The sequence below is a fragment of the Xanthobacter sp. 91 genome (assembly GCF_000702385.1).
In the GTDB taxonomy this organism is placed as follows: domain Bacteria; phylum Pseudomonadota; class Alphaproteobacteria; order Rhizobiales; family Xanthobacteraceae; genus Xanthobacter; species Xanthobacter aminoxidans.
The window spans coordinates 784671-808131 of record NZ_JNIB01000001.1; the positions used below are offsets into that span (position 1 = coordinate 784671).

Below are 23461 nucleotides of genomic sequence, written 5' to 3' on the forward strand. Positions count from 1 at the left end.
CACGCGATGGCCGCGCGCCGGCCAAAGAGATCTTCAGCCCCCCGGCGCACCGTGGATGGCGGGGAAGAAGATGTCCTTCCAGTCCTTGGTGGTGGCCCCGACGAGGCCGGCCCGGTGCATGTAATCGAGATAGGACAGCACCTTCTTCGGGGTGGTGGTCCACTCGTTCTCCGGCGACTTGATGATGGCCACCGCCTCGTCGACGCTCATCTTGGAGCCCTCGGCCTTGATCCACAGCGCGGCCATGGCGGCAGGATCCTTGCGGATCAGCGCATTGGCCTCCTCCAGCGCGGCGAGGACGGCGGCGAGGGCCTTGGGGTTCTCGGTGGCGAACTTCTCGGTGGCCCAGATGACGTTGAAGGTGTGCGGCCCGCCGAGCACCTGATAGCTGTCCAGAACCTTGTGGGCGCGCGGGTCCTTCAGCTCCAGCTCCTGGAAGGGGGAAGAGCCGAAATGCGCGGTCACCTCGGACTTGCCGCCCATCATGGTGAGCTGGGCATCCGGGTGGCCCATCGAGACGGTCAGGGAATCCAGCTTGTTCTGCTGGCCCGCGCCGAAGGCCTGCTCGGCGGCCATCTGCAGCGTCACCGCCTGGATGGAGGTCTTCACCGCCGGCAGGGCGATCTTGTCGGCGGAGGTGAAGTCCTTGATGGTCTTCACGTTCGGGTTCACCGAGACGAGGTAGAGCGGCATGGCGTTCAGCGCCGCGATGCCCTTGACCTTGAGATTGCCGCGGGTGCGGGCCCAGATGGTGAGCATCGGCCCGACGCCGCCGGCGGCGATATCGAGGTTGCCGGAGATGAGGGCCTCGTTCATGCCCGAGCCGCCGGTGAAGCGCAGCCATTCGGTCTTCAGCGCGAAGCCCTTGGCGCTCGCCTGCTTCTCGATGAGGTTCAGCTCCTCCATCACCGTCATTGGCAGATAGGAGATGCCGAACTGCTTGGCGAGGCGGACCGTTCCGGTTTCCGCGCGCGCCGTCCCTGCGGCGAGCGACAGCGGAACGAGGGCAAGCGCTGCGGCGGCGAACACAGCCGCGCGTTTGAAGAAGAGACCCATTGCGTTCTCCCTGGTGGCAAGCTCCCTGGCGCCTCGCAGCCGGCACGCCTGGGGCTGCCTTTGCCGCGCGCTCAAGGCGTGCGGTCTTGTTTTCGTTTCGGGATCAAAGGCCGATGGACATGTCCGCTCGGCTTCGATCCGGCGCGCGACCATTTTCCGATTGAGTGTCGGCAGGGGCAGAGTACCCTCGGCAAGACAGGTGTCAATAGTCTTAGGTCATATATATGACATCGGAATCCGTCACCCCCACCAGCGCCCGTTCCGCGGCCATCGAGGCGCGGCCGCTTTACCAGCAGACGCGCGACCTGCTGCTGAAGCGCATCATCGACGGCGTGTGGAAGCCCGGCGGCTACCTGCCGAGCGAGCAGCAGCTCTGCGGCGAGCTGGGCGTGTCCATCGGCACCATCCGCAAGGCCACCGAGGAACTGGTGATCCACGGGCTTCTGGAACGCCAGCACGGACGCGGCACGCGGGTGGTGCCCCACTCCAGCGCCAAGTCGCGCTTCCGCTTCCTGCGCTTCGTGCATGGGGATGGACGCCCGCTGGATCCGGTGGCGCATCTCCTCACCCAGACCGTGCGCGCGGCCAGCGCCGAAGAGCGCCGGCAGCTCGATCTCGATGCCAACGGCAAGGTGCTGGCGCTCACGCGCATCCGCAGCGAGAAGGACCAGCCGCTGGTCTACGAGCGCCTGGCGCTGCCGGCGCAGACCTTCGCCGCGCTGGGGCTGGAGACTGGCGAGGATATCGTGGAGGAGGTCTACGTCTTCTATCAGGAGCGCTGCGGCGTCACCATCATGCGCACCGAGGACGAGGTGGGCATGGCGGTGGCGGATGCCACCATGGCGCAGCATCTCGGCATCGCGACGGGCGCCCCGGTTCTGGAGGTGCGGCGCGTCGCCCACGCCCTCGATGGGCGGCGCGTGGAATATCGCGAGAGCTTCACCGCCCACCTCAAGTACAGGACCGCCCTTGAGTAAGGGCGGTCCAAGCTTCACACCTACCGAAACCGCTCAGGCCTGCATGCCCCAGCGCTGGATGGTGTGGCGCTCGATGGTCTGGAAAATCAGGTTTTCCACCACGAGGCCGATGAGGATGACTGTGAGCAGACCGGCGAACACGTTGGCGATATCCAGCATGTTCTTGTTCTCGAAGATGAACCAGCCGAGACCGCCGGACCCCGACGACACGCCGAACACCAGTTCCGCCGCGATCAGCGTGCGCCATGCAAACGCCCAGCCGATCTTCAACCCGGTGAGGATGGAGGGAAACGCCGCCGGGATGAGGATGGTGGCGATGAAGCGCGGCCCCCTCAGCCCGTAGTTCCGGCCCACCATCTTCAGCGTCCGGCTCACCGAGAGAAAGCCGGAATGGGTGTTGAGGGCGATGGCCCATGTCACCGAATGCACCAGAACGAAGACGAGGCTGGCAGTGCCGAGCCCGAACCAGATCAACGCCAGCGGCAGCAGCGCGATGGCCGGCAGCGGATTGAACATGGAGGTCATCGTCTCCAGGAAGTCCGTGCCGATGCGCGAGGCGATGGCGAGCGCGGTCAGCACCGCCGCCAGCGTGATGCCGATGGCGTAGCCCATCAGCAGCACCCGGAGCGATCCCCACGCGCGTTCCGGCAGCACGCCGTTCATCACGTTGGCGAAGAAGGCGGAGACTGTGGCGCTGAAGGTGGGAAAGAGCAGGTCGTTGTTGAGGACGCGCCCGTAGATTTCCCAGGCCAATGCCAGCGCGGCGAGAATGATGAGCTTGCGGAAGAAGCTCCAGTTGTAGAGCAGCTCCCAGGTGGAAAGCGGCTTTTCCACCACCGTCATGGCGTCGGCCGGCATGTCCTCGCGATAGATTTCCGGACGCGGCTCGGTGATGGGAATGACCTTCAGGGTGGCGACCTCAGGCATCGATGATCTCCTTCGCCTCGTCGGCGAACAGCATGTGCTGGATGCGCTGCTCGAGGAGCGCGGCGTCCTTGGGATCGGTGGTGCTGTTGATCTCGGCCTTCACCCGGCCGGGATGGGGCGAGAGCAGGAGGATGCGGTTGCCGATCTTGATGGCCTCGGCAATGGAATGGGTGACGAACAGCACGGTGAAGCGCGTGTCCGCCCACAATTGCAGCAGCTCGTCCTGCATCTTCCGGCGCGTCAGCGCATCCAGCGCAGCGAAGGGCTCGTCCATCAAGAGGATGTCCGGTTCCATGGCCATGCCGCGGGCGATGGCCACGCGCTGCTTCATGCCGCCGGAGAGCATGTGCGGATAGGTGTCCGCGAACTTGGTGAGGTTGACCTTCTCGATGTAGTGCATGGCCCGCTCGTCCGCCTCCTTGCCCTTCAGCTTGCGGGCGGCGGTGAGGGCGAAGGCCACGTTCTGGCGCACGGTCTTCCAGGGCAGCAGCTGGTCGAATTCCTGGAACACCATCATGCGGTCCGGCCCGGGGGCGCGGATCACCTGCCCCTTGAGGCGCATCTCGCCCTCCGTGGGCGTGATGTAGCCGCCGACGGCCTTCTGCAGGGTGGATTTCCCGCAGCCGGACGGCCCCAAGAGGATGAAGCGGTCGCCCTCGAGAACGTTGAAATCCACCCTGTAGGTGGCGGTGACGAGTAGATTCGGCGTCTTGTACTGCAGCGTTACGCCACTCACCTCCAGAAGAGGTTTCTGCGAACCCATGCATCCCTCCCTTGGGACCTGTCGCCGCGGCCTTTATTGGCCGTTCTGGCGAGGCGTCGTTTCTGCTCCCGGTCTTCATGGGGCCTGACCACCCTTGGCGGGGCGGCAGGCCTTGTCGTGTCTGTTGGGATCCCGCGGTCGGGGCGAGCGAAATGGCGCATCCGCCCCGCCGTTCTTCGGCTCTTCCTGCTGGCCGCGGACGCCTGTCGCGCCGCCTCAGGTGTGATGACGATAGACAAGGCCGGTAGGCCTGTAAAGGTCATCTACTATCATATATAAGACATAAGTTTTGTCGCGCCACGCCCACGGCCGCCTCACGCCGCAAGATTCAACAGGATCAATGATTTGTGAAAATCAGGTCAGGTCGGAGAGATAGTGGAAACCGGCTGTCAGGCAGAAGCTGATGCGCCATTCCACCGGCGTGCCGTCGAGCGAATAGGCGAGGCGGTCGATCAGCAGCACCGGCGCGCCGGGCTCCACATTGAGCATCGCCGCAGTGTCGGAATCCGCGCCGACGGCCTTCAGCTGCTCCCGCGCCCGCGCCACGGTGATGCCGTAGCGCTGCGCGTAGAGGCCGTAGAGATTGTTCGGCACGGGCGCATCGGCGAGGCCTGGGAACATCTGGTCGGGCAGGATCAGGCTCTCGATGATGAGCGGCGCGCCGTCGAACGTGCGCAGGCGGCGGATGCGCAGGACGCGCCCGTTGCGCGGCAAGGCAAGGGCGCCGCATTCGGCGGCCGTGCCCTTGGCCCTCTCGATGCCGAGCACACGGCTTTCGGGAAAGTGGCGCTCCCCGTCATCCCCCACCAGCTTGAAGAACTGGAACAGGATGCGCTCCTCGTCGTGGCGGGCGACGAAGGTGCCCCGGCCCTGCCGGCGCACCACGATGTTCTCCGCCGCCATCTCGTCCAGCGCCTTGCGCACCGTGCCCTGGCTGACCCCAAGTTCCGCGGCGAGCTGGATCTCGCTGGGCAGGGGCTCTCCGGGGGCCCACACGCCATCCACCATGCGGCGGATCAGGGTCTCGCGGACCTGCCGGTAGAGCGGCTTGGATTCGAGTCCTTCGCCCTCGCCGCGATGGGCGGCGCCGGCCGGGCTTCTCTCCTGCGCCCTGCGGGGCTCGGCCCCGGCGGCAATGCTTGGCTTGCTCACGATGGTCTTGCCCCCTGGTCCGGCGCGTCCGTCTCCGACGCTTATAGGTGCGGCTGGCCTGGCTTGCATCTCTCCCCGTGGAGCTTGCAACGCCCGTCAGTCTCATATCTTATATATGATAACGGAATAGAAGCGCACGCAATGCCCTCGTTCCGCGCCCAGAACGACAATATCCGAAAACGACAACCGGAAACGCCCATGCCCGACATCGTCGTCACCGAGTTCATGGACGAGGCGGCGCTCGCCGCGCTGCGCGGCCGTCACAAGGTCCATTACGACCCGGCACTGGTGGACCAGCCGGATGCCCTCCACGCCCTTCTCAAGGACGCGCGCGCCCTCATCGTCCGCAACCGCACGCAGGTGCGCGGGGCGCTGCTCACGGCGGCGCCCCGGCTGGAGGTGGTGGGGCGGCTCGGTGTCGGCCTCGACAATATCGACGTGGAGGCCTGCCGCGCCCGCGGCATCGCCGTGCGTCCGGCCACTGGCGCCAACGATCTGGCAGTGGCCGAATATGTCATCTGCGGCGCGATGATGCTGCTGCGCGGCGCCTACCATGCCTCCGCCGAGGTGGCGGGCGGCGCCTGGCCGCGCACGCGCCTCATGGGGCGGGAAACGTCCGGCCGCATCCTCGGGCTCGTCGGCTTCGGCGCCATCGCGCGGGAGACGGCGCGGCGCGCCGTGGCCCTGGGCATGGACGTGATCGCGAACGATCCCTTCCTCGATGCCGACAATCCCGCCTTCGCCGCGAACGGCGCGCGCCCCGCTTCGCTCGACGCAGTGCTGCGGGACGCCGATGCGGTGAGCCTTCACGTGCCGCTGACCGCCGAAACGCGCGGCCTCATCGGCGCCGACGCCCTCGCCCGCATGCGGCCAGACGCGGTGCTCATCAATGCCGCGCGCGGCGGCGTGGTCGACGAGGCGGCTTTGGCCGAGGCGCTGAAGGCGGGCCGGCTCGCCGGCGCCATGCTGGACGTGTTCGAGACGGAGCCCCTGCCCGGCGGCGGCCCGCTCGAGGGGGTGCCGAACCTCATCCTCACGCCGCACATTGCGGGCGTCACCGTGGAATCCAACGTGCGTGTCAGCGAGGCGGTGGCCATCGCGGTGGCGCAGGTGCTTCAGGAGAAGGCGGCATGAGCGAGCAACTTTCCCTCCACGCGGCCCGCGCCCTCGCCCGCGCGGTGCTGATCGCGGCCGGCGCCAGTCGAGCGGCGGCCGAGGCCACCGCCGAGGCCCTGGTCGCGGCAGACGCGGACGGCATCGCCAGCCACGGCCTCTCCCGCCTGCCGGCCTATGCGGACCAGATCCGCTCCGGCAAGGTGAAGGGACAGGCGGAGCCGACGCTCGAATGGACCTCCGTCTCCACCCTGCGGGTGGATGCGCGCGAGGGCCTCGCCTTTCCCGCCATCGCCGCCGGGCTCGATGCCGCCGCAGGCCGCATCGCCGAAAGCGGCATCGTCGCGGTTTCGGTGTTCGCCTCGCACCATGCGGGCGTCATGGGTCATCATGTGGAGCAGATGGCGGAACGGGGGCTGGCCGCCCTCGCCTTCTCCAACTCACCGCAGGCCATCGCCCCGTGGGGCGGGCAGGCCGGGGTGTTCGGCACCAATCCCATCGCCTTCGCCACCCCGCGCAAGGATGCCGCGCCCCTCGTCATCGACGCCTCCCTGAGCAAGGTGGCGCGGGGCAAGATCATGGTGGCCGCCCAGCGCGGCAACCCCATTCCCGACGACTGGGCGCTCGATGCGCAGGGCAACCCCACCACCGATCCCAAGGCGGCGCTGGCCGGCACCATGCTGCCCATCGGCGATGCCAAGGGCGCGGCGCTGGTGCTGATGGTGGAGATCCTCGCCGCCGCCCTCACCGGCGGCCAGTTCGGCTTCGAGGCGGCGTCCTTCTTCACCGCGGAGGGCCCCTCCCCCGCCATCGGCCACCTGTTCCTGGTGATGGACCCGGTGCGGTTGGGCGGGCCGGACTATCTCGTCCGGCTCGAACGGCTGCTCGGTGCCATCCTGGGGCAGGACGGCACGCGCCTGCCCGGCGAGCGGCGGCTGAAGGCGCGAGCGGTGAGCGAGGCCGAGGGCATCACCATCCCCGCCGACCTGCTGGAAGACCTGCAGCGCCGTTCCGCCGCTTGAGACCGGAAACAGAAAAGGGCCGCCGGCAAATCCTGCCGGCGGCCCTTTTTGTGAGCGGAGAAGGCGGCCGCTCCCGGCCGCCCTGCCCTCACGCGCTGCGGTAGAGCTTGGTCATCACGAACTCGCGGTGGCCGAGGGATTCAGCCGCCGTGAGGCGTCCGTTGGCGGTGCGCACGATCATGTCGATGAGCGCGTCGCCGGCCTCCGGAATGGTCATCTCCCGGCGCAGCACGCCCGACACGTCCACGTCGATATGCTCGCCCATGGTGCGGATCGTGCGCGGGTTGCCCGAGATCTTGATGACCGGGACGATGGGATTGCCGATCACGTTGCCCTGCCCGGTGGGGAAGGTGTGGATCACATAGCCCGCCGCCGCCATCAGCGTCACGCATTCGGCCGCCGCGGAGGAGGTGTCCATGTAGTAGAGGCCGGGGCCCTTGGCCGGAGCCTCGGCCGGCTCGAGGGCGTCGATGTAGCGGCACTCGCGGCCGATCTTCTCGAGATTGCCCAGCGCCTTCTCCTCGATGGTGGTGAGGCCGCCGGCGATGTTGCCCTTGGTGGGCTGGCTGTCCGAGAGATCGTCGGTCTTGTGGGCCTCGATCACGTCGTCCTGGTAGGACTTCCACATCTTGAACCACTTCTCGGCCACTTCCGGCGTGGCCGCGCGCTCCTTGCACAGGTGCTCGGCGCCGGTGATTTCCGAGGTTTCGCCGAACACGCCGTAGATGCCGTGCGGGATCAGCTTGTCGTACATGTTGCCCACGGTGGGGCAGGAGGACAGGCCCGTGGTGGTGTCGCTCTCACCGCACTTGGTGGAGATCCACAGGTCGGAGATGGGACAATCCTCCTGCGGCAGCTCGTTGGCCCACTGCACGAAGCGCTTGGCTTCGTAGGAGGCCTTGGCCACGGTGGCGATGTCGCCGTTGAGCTCGATGCCGAAGCCCACCACCGGCTTGCCGGTCTTGGCGATGCCCTCGACCACGCGGTTGGTCCACTGGTCCTCGATGCCGATCACCACCACGGCGGCGACGTTCGGGTTGGAGCCGATGCCGATGAGGGTGCGGAAGTGGATTTCCAGATCCTCACCGAACTGCAGGCGGCCATAGGCATGGGGCAGCGCCATGGTGCCCTTCACATGGGCGGCCACCGCCTCGCAGGCGGCGTTGGAGAGGTCGTCGAGGGGCAGGATGACGACGTGATTGCGCACGCCCACCCGGCCGTTCTCGCGGCGCCAGCCGCGGACGGTGGCGTTGGCATAGTCGGCCGAGGCGAGCGCCTTGGGAGTCGCCTTGGTGATGAGCTGGTCGGGCGCGCCGCCGCGGAAGGGGTTGGGCGCGGTCTGGGCGTGGAACATGGCGATGTTGGACATTTCTTCCCTCACCAGCGCTTGGTCTTGGCATTGTGGATGTGGACGTGCTCGCCCTTGGCGATGTCGGCCTTGGCGATGCCGATGTCCTGGCCGTACTTCCAGATGGTGTCCCCGGCCTTGATGTCCGTGAGGGCGACCTTGTGGCCGATGGGCACGTCCATCTTGGAAGTGAGGTGGAACGCCGAATTGTCGTGCGTCACCACGCACAGCATGTCGGTGCCGGCCTTCAGGCCTTCCACCACGACGACACCCACGGTGTCCTTCTTCTCGTGAACCAACAGTTGCGGCGCACTCACGCTTGCCTCCTCCTTGTCGTCTCGGCCGGCTTGTGTCGGCCAAGTCTTATATAAGATATAGTACATAAAACTGCGAACAAAACCCTGTCAAGCGGCCCGTCGGGTCCCGGCGTTCTTTCTGGTTTTTCGAATGAAGAGCGGGCCTGAATGAAGGGCGGGGCTTGGCCGCGCGGCACCGACGCCTGCACCGGAGCCGCAGACGGGGACAGCATCGAGGGATGAGGAAAGCGCCCCGGACCGGCCGGGGCGCGTCGGCGGTCAGAGCCGCAGGACGATCTTCGCCGCGCCGGTGCGGCCGGCATCGATGTCGGCGAAGGCGGAAATGGCCTCCGCGAATCCGCGCTCCTCGATCCAGCCGAGGGAACCGAGGCGCCCAGAGGCGAGCGCGTCCACCGTCGCCCGGAAGTCGGCGGGCGTGTAGCAATAGGTGCCGGAGACGATGATCTCCTGAAGCGTGATGCGGCGGATGTCGAGCCCCTCCGTGCCGGGCAGAAGTCCGGCATGGACGATGACGCCCCCCGGCCGCACGAGCCGGCAGGCCGCGGCGCGGGTCGCGACCGCGCCCACTGCGTCGATCACAAGATCGATGCTGCCGTCCTTCGGCTCTCCGCCCTCCTCCGGCGCGTAGCAGCGGAAACGGCCGGCGCGCTCCACCGTGGCCCGCCGCGCCGCGTTGGGCTCGGCGACGAAGATCTCGGCGGCTCCCTGCATGGCCATCACTAGCGCCGCAGCAAGGCCGATGGCCCCACCCCCGAGCACGAGGCAGCGGGCGGCGGACAGGGGCATGCCCAGAAGGCGCGCGCCCTGGTTCACCGCGTGGTAGCTCACCGCCACCGGCTCGGCGAGCGCGGCATGGGCGACGGGGAAATCGTCCGGGATGGGCACCAGATTGCGCTCCGGCACCCGCACCAGCTCGGCGAAAGCGCCGGGGCGCGGCGGCATGGAGAGGATCTGCCGGTCGGGGCACAAATGCGCGCGCCCCGCCTCGCAGGCCGGGCAGGTGCCGCAGGTGACAAGCGGATTGACGGTGACACGCTGTCCCGCCCGTGGCCCGGAGGCGATGCGCCCCGCCGCCTCGTGGCCCAGCACCAGCGGCGCCGGGCGCCGCGTGTCGTGCCCGTGATAGGCGTGCATGTCCGAGCCACAGATTCCCACCGCCTCCACCCGCACCAGCACTTCGTCGTTGGCAGGAAGGGGCTCGGGCTCGCTGCGGAACTCCAGCCGGTGCGGGCCGGTATAGACCAGAGCTTTCATGGATGGGGCTTTCATCTTGCGGCGCGCTACTTGGCGGTGAAGCCGCCGTCCACCGCCAGCACCTGGCCGGTGACGTAGGCCCCGGCGTCGGAAGCGAGGAAAACGGCGGGACCCACCAGATCCTCCAGCCGCCCATTGCGGCCAATGGCGGTCTGGGCCGCATTGTGGGCGGCGCGCGCCTCATCCTCGAACACCGCCTGGGTGAGGGCGGTGGGGAAGAAGCCCGGAGCGATGGCATTGGCGGTGATGCCATGCCGGGACCATTCCTCCGCCATGGCCCGCGTGAGCTGGGCGACGGCCCCCTTCGCCGCGCCATAGGGCGCGGAATTGGGAAAGGCACGGAAGGATTGCAGCGACGCGATGTTGAGAACGCGTCCCCACCCCCGCCCCGCCATGGCCGGCGCGAGCTTCTGCACCAGCATGAACGGCGCGCGCACATGCACCGCCATGTGCAGATCGAAGGCCTCGCGCGTCACGGCGCCAAAGGGCTGGCGCAGGTTCATGCCGGCGGCATTGACGAGGATGTCGATGCCGTCGCCGGCCGCTTCAGCCAGACGCTCGGCCCCGTCGTCCGCCGCAAGGTCGGCGACGATGGCCCGGGCGGCGATGCCGTTGCGGGCGAGGTCGGCGCAGGCGGCATCCAGCTCCGCCGCGCGGCGGGCGGCGAGGACCACGCCGGCCCCCGCCTGCCCCAGCCCCGCAGCGATGGCGAGGCCGATGCCGGAGCTTCCGCCCGTCACCAGCGCGGTGCGGCCGGAAAGGTCGAACAGGGAAGACAGATTGAACATGGCTCAGGCGTCCACCGGCACGCCCATGTCGAAATTGTGCCCGGGGAAGTATTTGGCGAGACGGTAATCCCCGGTGCGGGCGTGCGCCTCCATGCCTTCCAGCCGCGAGATGCGGGCCGTGACCTGGGCGATGGTCTTGCAGGCGTCCCGGCTCATCTGCTGCCAGGTGAGCGGCTTCAGGAATTTGTGCACCGACAGCCCGGCCGAATAGCGGGCCGCGAACTTGGTGGGCAGGATGTGGTTGGGGCCGGATGTCTTGTCGCCGAACGCCACCGTGGTCTCCTCGCCGAGGAAGAGCGAGCCGTAATTGGTGAGGGCCTCGCGCCACCAGCCGAGGTCGGCGGCGTGGACCTCCAGATGCTCGGAGGCGTAGCGGTCGGACACCTCCACCAGCTCCTCGCGGGTGTCGCAGACGATCACCTCGCCATAGTCCCGCCAAGCGGCGGCGGCTGCATCACGCGCGGTGGGCGGCAAATCGGCGATGAGGCCGGGCACGCTGCGCATCACCTCATCCGCCAGCGCGCGGGACGAGGTGAAGAGCCATGCGGGGCTCTCGTGACCGTGCTCGGCCTGGCCCACGAGGTCCACCGCCACCATCAGGGGATCGGCGGTCTCGTCGGCGATCACCGCCACCTCGGAGGGGCCGGCGAACACGTCGATGCCCACCTTGCCGAACAGCATGCGCTTCGCCTCGGCGACGAACTTGTTGCCGGGGCCGACGATGATGTCCGCCGGCTTGCCGGTGAACAGGCCGTAGGCCATGGCGGCGATGGCCTGCACGCCGCCCAGCGTCATCACCACATCCGCCCCGGCCACCATCATGGCATAGAGCACGTAAGGGTGGATGCCGCCGCCCCGGTAGGGCGTGGAGCAGGCGACCACGGTGCCGACGCCCGCTGCCTTCGCCGTGGCGACGGACATGTAGGCGGACGCGATGTGAGCATAGCGCCCGGTGGGCACGTAGCAGCCGGCGACATTGCAGGGCACCAGCTTCTGTCCCGCGGTGAGGCCGGGCAGAAGCTCCACCGAGAAGTCCTTCACGCTCTCGCGCTGGGCGTCGGCGAAGCGGCGGACTTGATCGGCGGCGAAGGCGATGTCGCGGCGCACCTGATCGGGCACCTCGCGGGCGCGGCGCTCCATCTCCTCGCGGGTGACGAGGATGGGGCCGTCCCACTTGTCCAGCTTGAGGGCATACTCGCGGACCGCCTCCTCGCCCCGGCGCTCGATCTCGCCCAGCATGGCGGTGACGACCTCGCGGGCCGTTCCCGTCTCGGTCTCGGGGGTCTTGCTCGCGCGCTTCAGGTATTCGATGGCCATTTCAATGCTCCATGGCGCCGGGGGTGGAGACGTCCTGCCGTCCGGGCTCTAGTTGGTCGTGTCGAATTCGGTGGCGAAGGCCTTGAGCTTGGGGTCGGCCGCGACCCTCCGCATGAAGCTGTCGTCCACGTAGGACTTGGCCTCGGGCGCCGCGGGAATGGTGCCGACTTCCGCCATGAAGGCGCCGATCCGGCCGAGCCAGCCGTCGAGGGCGGACGGTCCCTTGGCGCGATCCATGAGGCGGAGCTGTTCTGTGAGCGCGAAGGTCGGCCGCAGGGCGAATTCCTGGTCGATGGCGGAATCCGAGGCCTCGACGCCGCCGATGGCATAGAAGGCCTTGGTCATGGCGTGCGCCTCCTTCGGATGCGCCTTGGCCCAGCCCCAGGCCCGCAGATAGACGGCGGCCACCTTGGCCACGAGGTCCGGGTGCTCCTTGGCGAAGGCGGGACGCACCACCAGCGCGCCGGGCACGATGGCGCCGGCATCCGCACCGGAGCACAGCACCTTGGCGCCGGCCTTTTCTTCCAGCGTGTAGGTGTAGGGCGCCCATACTCCCACCACCTCGGAAGTGTTGGCCATGGCAGCGGAGATGATCTGCGCCTGTCCGAGATTGACGAACTGCATGTCGGAGGATTTCAGCCCCCATTTGGCGAGGCAATTGCGCGCCGCATAGTCCGCCGTGGAATTGGTGGTGAGCAGCAACTTCTGGCCCTTCAGGGCGGACGGATCCTTCTGCAGCGCCGCCACCTTGTCGGCGCGGGTCATCAGCGCGTTGGTCTTGGATTCGTCATTGGTGATGCCCACCGTGACGAGCCCGAAACGCGCCGCGCCCAGCACCGCCGGAACCGAGCCGGTGCCGCCCACGTCCCACGAGCCCGCCTGCGCCGCCGCCACCTGCGGCGCACCCGCCGGGAAGGTGACGAAGGTCGCGTCGAGCCCCACCTCCTTCCACCAGCCCTTCTCGGTGGCGATGTAGAAGGGCAGAGCCCAGTACAGCGAGGGCTGGTAGGAGATGCTGATCTTGGTCAGCCCCTCGGCCCGTGCCGGTGCGGCCGGAGCGACCAGGGTTGCCGAGAGGGCGGCGAGCGCCGCCGCGAGGAAGGCGTGCCTGCGCGCGGGGCGTTTGAACGGCGTGTCCTTGACCTTGGTCATGCGTGTCTCTCCCTGGTGCTGCCGGTGGTCCGGCCTGTTCTGGAGCGCGCGCCGGGGCGCCCTGCTCCCTTTTTTGACGCCGTCAGTGCGCGGCGCCGGTCTTTTCCTCGCGGAGCGATCGCCAGATGTGGGTGCGCAAGTGGACGAAGGATTCGAGGTCCATCACGTCCTCGATGCGGCTGTAGCGCTCCCAGCCCTCGGCCTCGCGGATCGACTTCACGTCCACGATCTCCTTCAACCGGCCCGGGCGGCGGGTCATGATCGCCACCCGGTCGGCGAGATAGACCGCCTCTTCCACGCCGTGGGTGATGAACAGCACCGTGCGCGGATTGCGGCGGGCGAGGCGCACCAGCTCTTCCTGCATCACCACGCGGGTCTGGGCGTCGAGGGCGCCGAAGGGCTCGTCCATCAGCAGCACCTGGGGATCGAGCACATAGGCACGGGCAATGGCCACGCGCTGCTGCATGCCGCCCGAGAGCTGGTGCGGATAGGCGCCCTCATAGCCATTGAGGCCGATCAGCTCGACCGCCTCCATGACGCGGATGCGCCGCTCCTCGCGCGGCATGTTCCGGTTGCGCAGGCCCAGCTCGATGTTCTCGACCACCGTCTTCCACGGGAACAGGGCGAACTGCTGGAACACCACCGCCCGGTCCGGCCCCGGCTCGCGCACCTCGGCATTGCCCACCAGCACGCGGCCGGAGGTGGGAAACTCGAAGCCCGCGGCCAGCCTCAGGCAGGTGGTCTTGCCGCAGCCGGAGGGGCCGACGATGGCGAGGAATTCCTTGTCGGCGATGGCAAGGTCCACGTCGTCCAGCGCCTTCACCTGGCCGGCGCCGAAACTCTTGCTCACGGCATCGAAGCGGATGGAGCTCATCTTGTCCTCTCAGGCTCGCGCGAGGCGGTTGTGGATGCGCGCCTCGAGGGCACGAAGGGCGATGTCGATGAGGACGCCGACGAGGCCGATGGCGGCCATGCCGACCATCACCGTCGCGGTGGCGACGCCGCTCTGGGCCTGCACCATCATGTAGCCGACGCCGGTGGAGGCCACGATCAACTCGGCGCCCACCAGAGACTGCCAGCCGAGGCCGGCGCCGATCCTGAGGCCCGCCACGATGGAGGGGGTGGCCGCCGGCAGCAGCACTTCCAGGATCAGGCGATGGGTCGGCGTGCCCAGCATCTCGGCCGCCTCGATGTAGCGCGGGTCCACCTGGCGGGCGCCGCGATAGGCGTTGAGCAGGCAGGGCGGAAAGGCGCCGGAGAAGATGATGAGGACGGGCCCGCCGAAGCCGGTGCCAAACCACAAAGCAGCGAACGGCACCCACGCGATGGGCGCGATGAAGCGCAGGGCGTCGAACAGCGGCGAGACGATGTCGTCGAGCAGCCGGAAGCGCCCCATCAGCAGGCCCAGCGGCACGCCCACCGCCGCCGCCAGAAGGTAGCCGGCGGAAAAGCGCTGGAGGCTGGAGGCGAGATGCTGCGGCAGCGTGCCTCCCGCGAACGAGGTGTGGAGCAACGTCACGAGCCGCTCGGCCACCTCCAGCGGGCCGGGAAGGAAGGCCTTGCCGATCAGCCCGCTCGCCGCAACCAGCGCCCACAGGCCGAAGAAGCCGACGAGACCGGCGAGGCCCAGCACCATGCGCCGGGCAGGATCCAGCGCGCCGGTCATGCCGTCTCTCCCTTGATGCGGACCCAGGTCAGGGTGCGGCGCTCGACAAGGCCCAAGAGAGCGGTGGTGAGCGCGCCGAAGATGGCGACGCAGATCATGCCCACGAGGATCATGCCGGGATAAAGGTCCTGCTGGGCGAGGTTGAGCAGGTGCCCGAGCCCGGCGAGGGCGCCCACCAGCTCGGCCGCCACCAGCGTGGTCCAGCTCGCCTGCAGGGACAGGCGCAGGCCGGTGAAAATCATCGGCGCCGCGCCGGGCACCACCACCTCGCGGATAAAGCGTCCGTGCGGCGTGCCGAGCATCCGCGCCGCCTCGATGAGGGGGCGCTCGATGGTGCGCACGCCGGCCTGGGTATTGATGACCGAAGGGACGAAGGCGGCGAAGAAGATGACCATGATCTTGGCCGTGTCCCCGAGCCCGAACCACAGGATGGCGAGGGGGATCCAGGCCAAAGGTGGAATGGGGCGCAGCAGCATGAACACCGGGTTCAGCACTGCCTCGGCCGTGGCGCTCGTGCCCATCAGGAGGCCCAGCGGCACCCCCACCGCCACCGACACTACGAAGCCCAGCGCCACCAGCTTCAGCGATTGCAGCACATGCACGACCAGCGTCGCGTCGCCGTAGCCCCGCCCCATGGCCTGGAGGCCGGCGGCCCACGTATCGGCCGGCGTCGGGAAGCGTCCCGGTGAGATCAGCCCGTTGGCGCCGGTGGCCATGAACCACGCGAGCACCAGCAAGCCGAGCGTCGTCACGCCGATGGCGGACCTGCGCCCGAGCGGCATTCGTCTCCTCCCGTCATTGCGTGCTCCATCTGCGGGAGCATCGGCACGCTGCCGGTCCGCCTCGTCGGCGGCTTATGCAAGCGCTTGCATGAAAGCTATCATCGAGCGGTCGAGTGTCAAGCAGCGATCGGCCAAGATCTGGACTTTCACTGCTGCACTGCGGTGGCTGTCTTGCGCGCACAGGCTGCAAGCGCATTCATCCCTGTTCATCACGACCGCCTGCTGGCATGATGACAACCATGAATCGCAAGGCGCGGGCGACGCTTCAGGATGTGGCTCAGCTGGCCGGGGTCTCCACGGCCACGGTCTCGCGCGCCCTCTCGCGCCCGGACCTGGTGCAGGAGGAAACCCTGGCGCGCGTGAGCGACGCCATCGCGCGGCTGAACTATGTGCCGGGCGGCGCGGCGCGCGCCCTCGCCTCGGGCAAGACGCTGACCATCGGCGCGGTGGTACCCACCCTCGATCACGCCATCTTCGCCCGCGCCATCCAGGCCATGCAGACCGAGCTTGCGGGCAACGGCTATCAGCTCCTCGTCGCCGCGCACGATTATGCCCCTGCGCAGGAGGCGGCGGCGGTGCGGGCCATGCTGGCGCGGGGCGTCGACGCGCTGATGGTGGTGGGCGCCGACCATCTGGAGGAGACCTGGGCGCTGCTCACCACGGCTTCCGTGCCGGTCGTGCTGTCCTGGTCTTTCGATGCGCGCCTGCCCGCCATCGGCTTCGACAACGAGAAGGCGGGGCGGCTCATCGCCGATCACCTGCTCGACCTCGGCCACCGCCGCTTCGGGATGATCTCCGGCTTCACCCACGCCAACGACCGCGCCCGCTCCCGCGTCGCGGGGGTGCGCGCCGCCCTCGCCGCGCGCGGAATCGAGCTGCCCTCGTCCTGCGTGGTGGAGGCCCCCTTCACCCTTGCCGGCGGCCGCGCGGGGCTGGCCGAGCTGATGGCGCGGGCGACGCCGCCGACGGCCGTGGTCTGCGGCAACGATCTTCTGGCGGCCGGCGCGTTGTTCGAGGCCCAGGCGAGCGGCATCGCCGTGCCCGGCGCGCTGTCGGTCGTAGGCATCGACAATCTGGAAATCGCCGCCCACCTCGCGCCGCCGCTGACCACGGTGCATCTGCCCACCACCGAGCTGGGACGCACGGTGGCGCGCCATCTGCTCGCCCGCCTTCGCGGCGAAGCGCAGCCGCAGCGCGTGGAGCTGCCCATCGAGCTGGTGATCCGCCGTTCGGCCACGGCGCCGGCCATAAGCCCGGCTCTCGCCCGGGAACCGTCATAGAGCCAGCCGGCGGTCCGCGCGCCTAACCGGCCGGTTCGGTCTCTCCCGGCGCGCGGGACGAACATGCGGCCCGCAGTGCCGCGCGCAGCCACCGGTGGGCGGGGTCGGCATCGAAGCGGGGATGCCAGGCAAGGGACACGGCGAGCGCATCCGTCTTCACCGGCAGGTCGAAGGTGTGGAGGCCGGCACGCCCCGGCTCCGTCAGCCGCGCCGGCACCGCGGCAACGTGATCCGAGGTGCGCACGATAGCGAGCGCATCACTGAAATTGGCCACCGCAATGGCCACGAAGCGCTTCAATCCCAGCGCTGCCAGCGCCACGTCGATGGGGCCCGAGAACCGGCCCCGGCGCGAAACGGAGACATGGGGAAAGGCGGCGAACCGCTCCGGCGTCACCTCCCCGGCGAGCGGATGGCCGGGCCGCACCACCCCCACGAAACGATCGTGGAACAGCGCCTGCAAACGGATCTCCGGCCCCATGGCGCCGATGACGCCCACATCGGCATCGATCCGCCCCTCGCGCAGGGCCTCCACATCCTCCTTGTCCTGATGGGCGAAGCGCAGCCGGACCAGGGGCGCCTCCTGGGCGGCCAATGAGGCCAGTGCCGCGCCGAAGGTGCCGACGAACCCGTCATTGGCGCGGATGACGAAGGTGCGCTCCAGCCTGAGAAGATCGATCTCGTCGTCGCCGCGCACCAGCGCCTCGGCCTCGACCACGAGACCGCGCAGCCGCTCGCGCAGGCCCTCGGCACGCGGGGTCGGCACGAGCCCGCGTCCCGCCCGCACCAGCACCGGATCGCCCAGGAGGTGACGGATGCGCGCGAGCTGGCGGCTCATGGCCGGCGCGGAGAGGTTCAGCCGCTGCGCGGCCCCCACGACGCTGCCCTCCGAAAGAAGCGCGTCGAGCGTCACCAGCAGGTTCATGTCGAGCGGCGGCACGTGGCGCGGCAAGTGGCGCGTAACTTGGCGTCGCGTCGGTTTGGCAGGCAAGGGAGGCGCCTCCGCATCAGTGCATCCGATGCAATCATATAATAGCGACATTGCACTGTATGCAAACAACGCCACCCCCTATCGAAAGACCAGTTCAACGCGCCTGCGCGCCGCTTTCGACAGGACCCCACATGACACGACAAACCTCTTCCCCCACCGCCCAGCCGCACGCCGCGGCCGCACACCGGCCCATCCGGTCCGGCATGGTGCTCACCGGGCTTTCCCTTGCCATCCTGCTGTCGCAGCTCGGCACCAACATCATCAACGTCGCCCTGCCCACCTTGGTGAAGAGCCTCGGCGTGGACTTCGGGGCCGTCCAATGGGTGGTGGTGAGCTATCTGCTTGTCGTCACCGCCCTCATCGTCGGCGTCGGCCGTTTCGGCGACCAGCTCGGCAAGAAGCGGCTTTATCTGTGGGGGCTCGCCGTCTTCATGGCGGCCTCGGTGCTGTGCGCCCTCTCCAACAGCCTGCCGCTGCTGATCGCCGGCCGCGCCGGCCAGGGGCTGGGCGGCGCCATCCTGATGGCGCTCTCCTTCGCCTTCGTCGGCGAGGTGTTCCCGAAGGAGCGCACCGGCTTCGCCATGGGCGTGCTCTCCACCATGGTGTCCTTCGGCATCGCCCTCGGCCCGTCCCTCGGCTCGCTGGCGCTGGCCGCCTTCGGCTGGCAGGCGGTGTTCTGGGTCAACCTGCCGTTCGGGCTTCTGGCCTTCCTCCTGGTCTCGCGCTATCTGCCCAATGCCGTCGATGCACCGAAGCATCCCGGCCCCGCGGCGCGGTTCGACTGGCTCGGCACCATCCTCCTTGCCCTGACGCTCGGCGCCTATGCACTGGCCATGACGTTGGCCGGCAAGCAGGGCTTCGATGCCCCGCTCGTGCTGCAGCTCGGGCTCGGCGCGCTCGTCGGCCTCGCTTTGTTCCTCGCGGTGCAGGTGAAGGCGCGGGCGCCGCTGCTGAAGCTCTCCATGTTCGGCAACGCACTGCTCTCCACCAGCATGGTCATGAGCGTGCTGGTCTATGCGGTGATGATGGCAACCCTGGTCCTGGGGCCGTTCTTCCTCTCGAAGGCGCTCGGCCTCGACACCCGCATGGTCGGCCTTGTGATGACGGTCGGTCCCCTCGCCGCAGCCATCATGGGCGTGCCGGCCGGCACCCTTGCCGACCGCATCGGTGCACGGCTCGCCATGGTCATCGGGCTGGCGCTGTTCACCATCGGGGCGTTCGTGATGTCCTGGGTGTCGCGTGATGGCGGTGTCGCCATCTACATCGTCGCCATCCTGTTCATCAGCGTCGGCCTCGCCTTCTTCCAGACGCCGAACAACACCGCCGTCATGACCGATGCGCGCCCCGAACAGCGCGGCCTCGTTTCCGGCCTGCTGGCCCTTGCCCGCAATCTCGGTCTCATCACCGGCGCCTCCCTCATGGGCGCGCTCTTCGCCAGCGTCGCCGGCGATACGGCCACCGCCACCCCGGACCTCGTGACGGAGGCCATGCGCTTCGCCTTCCGCATCGCGGCGTCCATGGCCGCCGCCGCCTTCCTCCTCTCCCTCACCACGCTGCGCCGGCGTCGCGCCTGACCCGGCTGCCAAGGATCCTTCCGATGAAACAGCACAACGCACCCCTCGCGGGCGCCGAACGCCCGGTCCCGCCCGAACGCCGCCTGAGGATCGCCGAGGTCCGCAAGATCATCGAGGTGAGCCCGCACATGCGGCGCATCACCCTCGCCTCGACGGCGCTCATGGACTTTCCCTTCCGCCGCCCCGCGCAATGGGTCAAGGTTTTCGTGCCGACGGTCGACGGCGAGAAGCCGAGCGGACGCGCCTACACCATCCGCCATTTTCGCGAGGCGCTGTGCGAGATGGACATCGATTTCGTTCTGCACGGAGACGGCCCCTGCTCCACCTGGGCACAGAACGCGGCCCCCGGCGATGTCGTGCAGATCGCCGGCCCGCGCGGCGGCTTCCGGCTCGATCCAGACGTCTCGCATCTGCTGATCGGAGGCGACGAGACTGCGCTTCCGGCCATCGCTTCCATCCTCGAATCCCTGCCGGCCGGACTTCCCGTCGATGCCTTCGTGGAAGTTCCCTGGGATGACGACGCCCAGATCCTCACCTCGACAGCCGACGTGGAAATCACCTGGCTCCCCCGCAATGGCCGGAACGCCGGCACCCGGCTCGCCGAGGCGATGATGGGGGCGGAACTGCCGCCGGATACAGGTGCGGTCTGGTTCGCCGCGGAAGCCTCGATCGTCCGCACGGTCCGCCGGCACTTCCAGCTCGACCGCGCCTTCCCGCGCGGCAGGCTCGTGATGTCCGGGTACTGGAAGCGGGGAGAAACCGACTTCAGGGACAGCGAAGGGGATCAATGAGGGCACCGCGCGTGCCGGTGCCGAGATCGACAAGACAGATGTTGACCACTTCGGCGGTTCGGTGAAGTTTGAGTCAGGTCGCCGGCGCAAGGGTGGCGGCCCGTATCGGTGCCAGGAGCGACCTGCCGCCCTTCGGGCTGGACGGAAAAGCTCGGATAACGCCGGACGAAAGCAGATCCCGGACCAACCGGGCTGCAAGGGAAGGGAAACGGGGAATGATCACAAGGCGGCAGGCGTTGCGTTCGGTCGGAGGCATGGCCCTCGGGGCCGGGGCCGGGCTCATGGCGGGGTCCCGTTTCGCGGCACTGGCTGCGGAAACGATCACGCTTCCCTTTGGCAATGGCGAGCGCCCGCTCGTGGTCTATCCCGGCAAACGCGCCCTGATTGGCCTGACCGCGCGCCCCCCGCAGCTCGAAACCCCGTTCTCCGTGTTCAACGACGGCATCCTGACGCCGAACGACGCCTTCTTCGTGCGCTATCACCTTGCCGACATTCCGCTCGACATCGACCCCACAGCCTTCCGCGTGGAGGTCAAGGGCAAGGTCGCGACGCCCCTTTCGCTTTCTCTCGATGATTTGAAGACCAAGTTCGAGCCGGTGGAATTCGTCGCCGTGCATCAATGCTCGGGCAACAGCCGGGGCTTCTTCCAGCCGCGCGTGGGCGGAGGACAGGCGGGCAACGGGCTGATGGGAAATGCCCGCTGGAAGGGCGTGCCGCTGAAGGCCGTGCTGGAAAAGGCGGGCATCGCAAGCGGCGCCGTCGAGGTCGCCTTCAGCGGGCTCGACCGTCCCGCCATGCCGCAGACGCCGGCCTTCGCCAAGTCCCTGAAGCTCGATCATGCGCTCGATGGCGAGGTCATCCTCGCCTACCAGATGAACGGCACCGACCTGCCCTGGCTGAACGGCTTTCCCCTGCGCCTCGTCGTGCCCGGCTACTTCGGAACCTACTGGGTGAAGCACCTCAACCAGATCACCGTGCTCGACAAGCCGCTCGACAATTTCTGGATGGCCACGGCCTATCGCATTCCCGACAACGAATGCGCCTGCGTGCCCCCCGGCGGGAAGCCGGAAAAGACCGTGCCGATCGGCCGCTTCGTCGTGCGGTCCTTTCTCACGAACGTTCTCGACGGCGCGAAGGTCGCGGCGGGCAAGCCCCTGCCCTTGCGCGGCATCGCCTTCGATGGCGGCTCGGGCATCGCGCGCGTCGAAGTCTCCGCCGATGGCGGCAAGTCCTTCGCGCCGGCGACGCTGGGCGAGGATCTCGGCAAGTACTCGTTCCGTGAATGGCGGACGAGCGTGACCGTGCCGCCGGGAGACCACGCGATCCTGGTGCGGGCCACCAATGTGCTCGGCAAGAGCCAGCCCATGGAGGCGACCTGGAACCCCTCCGGCTATATGCGCAACGTCGTCGAAACCACCCGTATCGTGGCCGCGTGAGGGAGATTCCGATGACCAGCCATCCCAAGACCCTCGCCGCCGCCCTCGTCACCACCGCCGCCCTGGCCTGTGCCGGCACCTTCGCCGGCTTCGCCGTGGCGCAGCCCATGTCCTATGTGCTTCCGCCGGAGACCGCCGTCTTCAAGCCGGGGCCGGGGGTCGAGGCCGCGGAGAACAATTGTGCCGCGTGCCATTCGGCCGACTACATCCTCACGCAGCCACCCAAGATGGGGCGGCCGTTCTGGGATGCCGAGGTTCACAAGATGATTTCCGTCTACGGCGCCCCGATCGACGAGAAGGACGCCAAGGCCATCGTCGACTATCTGGCGGCGACCTACTAGCAGGCGAAGCCGCAGGCCTCTTCCACCTGCGGCCGCCTCGCGCCCCGGTGTACCGCTTTGCAGCAGTGGGTGGCCCGCCGGATCCTTCGGGAGCCCAGGCCATTCATTGACAATGGCAGATCATGTCAATCGGACGTGTCCGGCAAAGACGTGCCCGGCACCGACTGGCGTTTCAGGTTTGGCCGACGCAGCCACGCTGATCCCGGCCCCTTCCGTTCAGGCAAACCATCCGGCGGGGCGAGGCCCCCGCCGGATGGTCTCAGGTTTCATCGCGTGCCGGATCAGCCTCCCGACGTCGCCCGGATCCGCATGGGCTTCATCACGAACAGAATGATGAATGCAGCGGCGATCGTCCGCGTCGCGTCGGCCGAGGATGCGATCGCCCACGCCAACGACACTGAGTTTGGCCTCGGCGCGGCGATCTGGACGCGGGACGTGGCCAAGGCGGCCGTCTATGCCAGCCAGATCGATGCCGGCGCGGTCTTCATCAACGGCATGGTCGCCTCGGACCCGCGCCTGCCGTTCGGCGGCATCAAGCGTTCGGGATACGGCCGGGAACTGGGATCCTACGGCATCCGCGAGTTCACCAACACCAAGACGGTGTGGACCGGCCCCGCCCGCTAGGGCCCGACGTCACAGACGTCTACATGCCATCCTGGCGAAGGGCCGCGCGGACCAGCCGCGCGGTCAGCCGGAAATGCTCCATCAGCAGTTCGACGGCCTCGTTCTCGCGCCGGGCGATGGCGGCCTGCGCGATGGCCCGATGCTCGTCCTGCTCGTTGCGGCCGGCGCGCGGGACGGTCCGCGCCGCATGGCGGTAGCGTTGCGCCGCGACATACAGCTGCGTGCAGAAATCGTTGATCCAGGACGATCCCGACGCCGCCACCAGCGCCGCATGGAAGGCGCCGTGGGCCTGCTCCCATGCAGGATTGCGCTCGGTGGTGTCGTCGGAGAGATAGCGCGGGATGGCCTCCAGCCGCTGGAGCGCCGCGGTCACGCCCTCTTCCCAGGCGAGCCCCCCGCTGCGGATCGAATTGCGCAGCCCGACCTCGTTGGCCCAGCATCGCGCAAGGATCAGCTCGTCGAGGTCCTGGAGGGTGACCGAGTGGACCCGGAACCCGCGCTGGTCGCGATGATCGAGCAGCCCTTCGCTGGCGAGCCGGTTCAGCGCCTCGCGGACCGGGCTGGCACCGATGCCATACTGATCGCAGATGGTACGAATCTTGAGCTTGGCGCCCGGCTTGATCGCCCCATCGATGATGTCGCTCCGCAGCCGTCCATAGGCCTCGCTGGCCAGGGTTGCGCTCTTCGTCATCAACAGTGCCGCGCTCCGTTCTTCGCCCACGAACCTTGGATGATCATAGCCGCTTCGTAAAGCCTGAATGATCGATAATATTGCGATGCACAATCAAAAAAT

At 68.3% G+C, this 23461-nt stretch carries 23 protein-coding genes and 1 pseudogene; 9 read left to right on the plus strand and 15 right to left on the minus strand.

What is annotated here, in order from left to right:
* Nucleotides 1-33 precede the first annotated feature (33 nt).
* Nucleotides 34-1056 (minus strand): ABC transporter substrate-binding protein, encoded by a 1023-nt coding sequence (locus A37E_RS0103825; protein ID WP_051678763.1) that lies wholly within the window; start codon nucleotides 1054-1056, stop codon nucleotides 34-36.
* 224 nt (nucleotides 1057-1280) lie between these two features.
* Here A37E_RS0103825 and A37E_RS0103830 point away from each other — a divergent pair, with 224 nt between their 5' ends.
* Nucleotides 1281-2033 carry a GntR family transcriptional regulator gene (locus A37E_RS0103830; RefSeq protein WP_051678764.1) on the plus strand — a complete coding sequence of 251 codons (753 nt, stop codon included), beginning with the start codon at nucleotides 1281-1283 and terminating at the stop codon, nucleotides 2031-2033.
* A gap of 33 nt (nucleotides 2034-2066) precedes the next feature.
* On the opposite strand, the gene A37E_RS0103835 is transcribed toward A37E_RS0103830, so the two are convergent.
* The 3 genes from A37E_RS0103835 to A37E_RS0103845 all read right to left on the minus strand — a co-directional run bounded on the left by A37E_RS0103835 (nucleotide 2067) and on the right by A37E_RS0103845 (nucleotide 4875).
* Complete coding sequence (locus tag A37E_RS0103835; RefSeq protein WP_245279425.1) at nucleotides 2067-2891, minus strand: ABC transporter permease; 825 nt, start codon at nucleotides 2889-2891, stop codon at nucleotides 2067-2069.
* 61 nt (nucleotides 2892-2952) lie between these two features.
* A complete protein-coding gene (locus A37E_RS0103840) occupies nucleotides 2953-3723 on the minus strand; it encodes an ABC transporter ATP-binding protein (protein ID WP_024280486.1) in 771 nt (256 codons plus the stop codon).
* A 354-nt stretch (nucleotides 3724-4077) separates the two neighbouring features.
* Nucleotides 4078-4875, minus strand: a complete 798-nt coding sequence (locus A37E_RS0103845) for a GntR family transcriptional regulator (protein WP_245279264.1) — start codon at nucleotides 4873-4875, stop codon at nucleotides 4078-4080.
* 198 nt (nucleotides 4876-5073) lie between these two features.
* Here A37E_RS0103845 and A37E_RS0103850 point away from each other — a divergent pair, with 198 nt between their 5' ends.
* The gene (locus A37E_RS0103850; protein WP_029555393.1) at nucleotides 5074-6009 is read left to right on the plus strand and encodes a hydroxyacid dehydrogenase; all 936 of its coding nucleotides are present in this window, start codon (nucleotides 5074-5076) and stop codon (nucleotides 6007-6009) included.
* Nucleotides 6006-7010: an Ldh family oxidoreductase gene (locus tag A37E_RS0103855; protein WP_029555394.1), complete on the plus strand. Its 1005-nt coding sequence runs from the start codon at nucleotides 6006-6008 to the stop codon at nucleotides 7008-7010. Before A37E_RS0103850 ends, A37E_RS0103855 begins: the two co-directional genes overlap by 4 nt.
* An 88-nt stretch (nucleotides 7011-7098) precedes the next feature.
* Here A37E_RS0103855 and A37E_RS0103860 read toward each other — a convergent pair whose 3' ends face one another.
* The 9 genes from A37E_RS0103860 to A37E_RS0103900 form a co-directional block, all read right to left on the minus strand.
* Nucleotides 7099-8379: a UxaA family hydrolase gene (locus A37E_RS0103860; protein ID WP_081837441.1), complete on the minus strand. Its 1281-nt coding sequence runs from the start codon at nucleotides 8377-8379 to the stop codon at nucleotides 7099-7101.
* A gap of 8 nt (nucleotides 8380-8387) precedes the next feature.
* On the minus strand, nucleotides 8388-8675 hold the full coding sequence (locus A37E_RS0103865; RefSeq protein WP_029555396.1) for a UxaA family hydrolase: 288 nt from the start codon (nucleotides 8673-8675) through the stop codon (nucleotides 8388-8390).
* A 258-nt stretch (nucleotides 8676-8933) separates the two neighbouring features.
* Entirely contained in the window at nucleotides 8934-9929 is a 996-nt protein-coding gene (locus A37E_RS0103870) for an alcohol dehydrogenase catalytic domain-containing protein (RefSeq protein ID WP_029555397.1), read from the minus strand.
* Between the two features lie 26 nt (nucleotides 9930-9955).
* Nucleotides 9956-10717: an SDR family oxidoreductase gene (locus A37E_RS0103875; RefSeq protein WP_029555398.1), complete on the minus strand. Its 762-nt coding sequence runs from the start codon at nucleotides 10715-10717 to the stop codon at nucleotides 9956-9958.
* A 3-nt stretch (nucleotides 10718-10720) separates the two neighbouring features.
* Nucleotides 10721-12034, minus strand: coding sequence for a histidinol dehydrogenase (hisD, locus tag A37E_RS0103880; protein ID WP_029555399.1), 1314 nt, complete (start codon nucleotides 12032-12034; stop codon nucleotides 10721-10723).
* Nucleotides 12035-12082: 48 nt separating this feature from the next.
* Entirely contained in the window at nucleotides 12083-13186 is a 1104-nt protein-coding gene (locus A37E_RS0103885) for an ABC transporter substrate-binding protein (protein ID WP_029555400.1), read from the minus strand.
* A gap of 82 nt (nucleotides 13187-13268) precedes the next feature.
* On the minus strand, nucleotides 13269-14060 hold the full coding sequence (locus A37E_RS0103890; protein ID WP_029555401.1) for an ABC transporter ATP-binding protein: 792 nt from the start codon (nucleotides 14058-14060) through the stop codon (nucleotides 13269-13271).
* Nucleotides 14061-14069: 9 nt separating this feature from the next.
* Nucleotides 14070-14852: an ABC transporter permease gene (locus tag A37E_RS0103895; protein WP_029555402.1), complete on the minus strand. Its 783-nt coding sequence runs from the start codon at nucleotides 14850-14852 to the stop codon at nucleotides 14070-14072.
* Nucleotides 14849-15634 carry an ABC transporter permease gene (locus tag A37E_RS0103900; protein WP_029555403.1) on the minus strand — a complete coding sequence of 262 codons (786 nt, stop codon included), beginning with the start codon at nucleotides 15632-15634 and terminating at the stop codon, nucleotides 14849-14851. The genes A37E_RS0103895 and A37E_RS0103900 overlap by 4 nt, the downstream gene beginning before the upstream one ends.
* A 239-nt stretch (nucleotides 15635-15873) precedes the next feature.
* Between A37E_RS0103900 and A37E_RS0103905 the strand changes: the two genes are divergently transcribed.
* Complete coding sequence (locus A37E_RS0103905; RefSeq protein ID WP_029555404.1) at nucleotides 15874-16914, plus strand: LacI family DNA-binding transcriptional regulator; 1041 nt, start codon at nucleotides 15874-15876, stop codon at nucleotides 16912-16914.
* Between the two features lie 22 nt (nucleotides 16915-16936).
* On the opposite strand, the gene A37E_RS0103910 is transcribed toward A37E_RS0103905, so the two are convergent.
* Nucleotides 16937-17851 (minus strand): LysR family transcriptional regulator, encoded by a 915-nt coding sequence (locus A37E_RS0103910; protein ID WP_156026430.1) that lies wholly within the window; start codon nucleotides 17849-17851, stop codon nucleotides 16937-16939.
* Nucleotides 17852-18033: 182 nt separating this feature from the next.
* Here A37E_RS0103910 and A37E_RS0103915 point away from each other — a divergent pair, with 182 nt between their 5' ends.
* From A37E_RS0103915 to A37E_RS0103935, 5 genes and pseudogenes are all read left to right on the plus strand, one after another.
* Nucleotides 18034-19476 carry an MFS transporter gene (locus tag A37E_RS0103915; RefSeq protein ID WP_029555406.1) on the plus strand — a complete coding sequence of 481 codons (1443 nt, stop codon included), beginning with the start codon at nucleotides 18034-18036 and terminating at the stop codon, nucleotides 19474-19476.
* A gap of 23 nt (nucleotides 19477-19499) precedes the next feature.
* Complete coding sequence (locus tag A37E_RS0103920) at nucleotides 19500-20267, plus strand: siderophore-interacting protein (protein ID WP_051678765.1); 768 nt, start codon at nucleotides 19500-19502, stop codon at nucleotides 20265-20267.
* Nucleotides 20268-20482: 215 nt separating this feature from the next.
* On the plus strand, nucleotides 20483-21703 hold the full coding sequence (locus A37E_RS0103925) for a molybdopterin-dependent oxidoreductase (protein WP_024280503.1): 1221 nt from the start codon (nucleotides 20483-20485) through the stop codon (nucleotides 21701-21703).
* 11 nt (nucleotides 21704-21714) lie between these two features.
* A complete protein-coding gene (locus A37E_RS0103930) occupies nucleotides 21715-22044 on the plus strand; it encodes a sulfite:cytochrome C oxidoreductase subunit B (RefSeq protein WP_029555408.1) in 330 nt (109 codons plus the stop codon).
* Nucleotides 22045-22386: 342 nt separating this feature from the next.
* Nucleotides 22387-22668 (plus strand): annotated as a pseudogene (locus A37E_RS0103935) (aldehyde dehydrogenase family protein); the annotation flags it as partial.
* A 19-nt stretch (nucleotides 22669-22687) separates the two neighbouring features.
* Here the strand turns inward: A37E_RS0103935 and A37E_RS0103940 are convergent.
* Nucleotides 22688-23389 (minus strand): GntR family transcriptional regulator, encoded by a 702-nt coding sequence (locus A37E_RS0103940; protein WP_197022927.1) that lies wholly within the window; start codon nucleotides 23387-23389, stop codon nucleotides 22688-22690.
* Between the last annotated feature and the right edge of the window lie 72 nt (nucleotides 23390-23461).

Excerpts from the sequence above, each read along its gene's own strand:
- A37E_RS0103825 (WP_051678763.1), bottom strand. The coding sequence starts at position 1,056 with ATGGGTCTCTTCTTCAAACGCGCGGCTGTGTTCGCCGCCGCAGCGCTT.
- A37E_RS0103830 (WP_051678764.1), top strand. The coding sequence starts at position 1,281 with ATGACATCGGAATCCGTCACCCCCACCAGCGCCCGTTCCGCGGCCATC.
- A37E_RS0103835 (WP_245279425.1), bottom strand. The coding sequence starts at position 2,891 with ATGCCGGCCGACGCCATGACGGTGGTGGAAAAGCCGCTTTCCACCTGG.
- A37E_RS0103840 (WP_024280486.1), bottom strand. The coding sequence starts at position 3,723 with ATGGGTTCGCAGAAACCTCTTCTGGAGGTGAGTGGCGTAACGCTGCAG.
- A37E_RS0103850 (WP_029555393.1), top strand. The coding sequence starts at position 5,074 with ATGCCCGACATCGTCGTCACCGAGTTCATGGACGAGGCGGCGCTCGCC.
- A37E_RS0103855 (WP_029555394.1), top strand. The coding sequence starts at position 6,006 with ATGAGCGAGCAACTTTCCCTCCACGCGGCCCGCGCCCTCGCCCGCGCG.
- A37E_RS0103860 (WP_081837441.1), bottom strand. The coding sequence starts at position 8,379 with ATGTCCAACATCGCCATGTTCCACGCCCAGACCGCGCCCAACCCCTTC.
- A37E_RS0103870 (WP_029555397.1), bottom strand. The coding sequence starts at position 9,929 with ATGAAAGCTCTGGTCTATACCGGCCCGCACCGGCTGGAGTTCCGCAGC.
- A37E_RS0103875 (WP_029555398.1), bottom strand. The coding sequence starts at position 10,717 with ATGTTCAATCTGTCTTCCCTGTTCGACCTTTCCGGCCGCACCGCGCTG.
- hisD (WP_029555399.1), bottom strand. The coding sequence starts at position 12,034 with ATGGCCATCGAATACCTGAAGCGCGCGAGCAAGACCCCCGAGACCGAG.
- A37E_RS0103885 (WP_029555400.1), bottom strand. The coding sequence starts at position 13,186 with ATGACCAAGGTCAAGGACACGCCGTTCAAACGCCCCGCGCGCAGGCAC.
- A37E_RS0103890 (WP_029555401.1), bottom strand. The coding sequence starts at position 14,060 with ATGAGCTCCATCCGCTTCGATGCCGTGAGCAAGAGTTTCGGCGCCGGC.
- A37E_RS0103895 (WP_029555402.1), bottom strand. The coding sequence starts at position 14,852 with ATGACCGGCGCGCTGGATCCTGCCCGGCGCATGGTGCTGGGCCTCGCC.
- A37E_RS0103900 (WP_029555403.1), bottom strand. The coding sequence starts at position 15,634 with ATGCCGCTCGGGCGCAGGTCCGCCATCGGCGTGACGACGCTCGGCTTG.
- A37E_RS0103905 (WP_029555404.1), top strand. The coding sequence starts at position 15,874 with ATGAATCGCAAGGCGCGGGCGACGCTTCAGGATGTGGCTCAGCTGGCC.
- A37E_RS0103915 (WP_029555406.1), top strand. The coding sequence starts at position 18,034 with ATGACACGACAAACCTCTTCCCCCACCGCCCAGCCGCACGCCGCGGCC.
- A37E_RS0103920 (WP_051678765.1), top strand. The coding sequence starts at position 19,500 with ATGAAACAGCACAACGCACCCCTCGCGGGCGCCGAACGCCCGGTCCCG.
- A37E_RS0103925 (WP_024280503.1), top strand. The coding sequence starts at position 20,483 with ATGATCACAAGGCGGCAGGCGTTGCGTTCGGTCGGAGGCATGGCCCTC.
- A37E_RS0103930 (WP_029555408.1), top strand. The coding sequence starts at position 21,715 with ATGACCAGCCATCCCAAGACCCTCGCCGCCGCCCTCGTCACCACCGCC.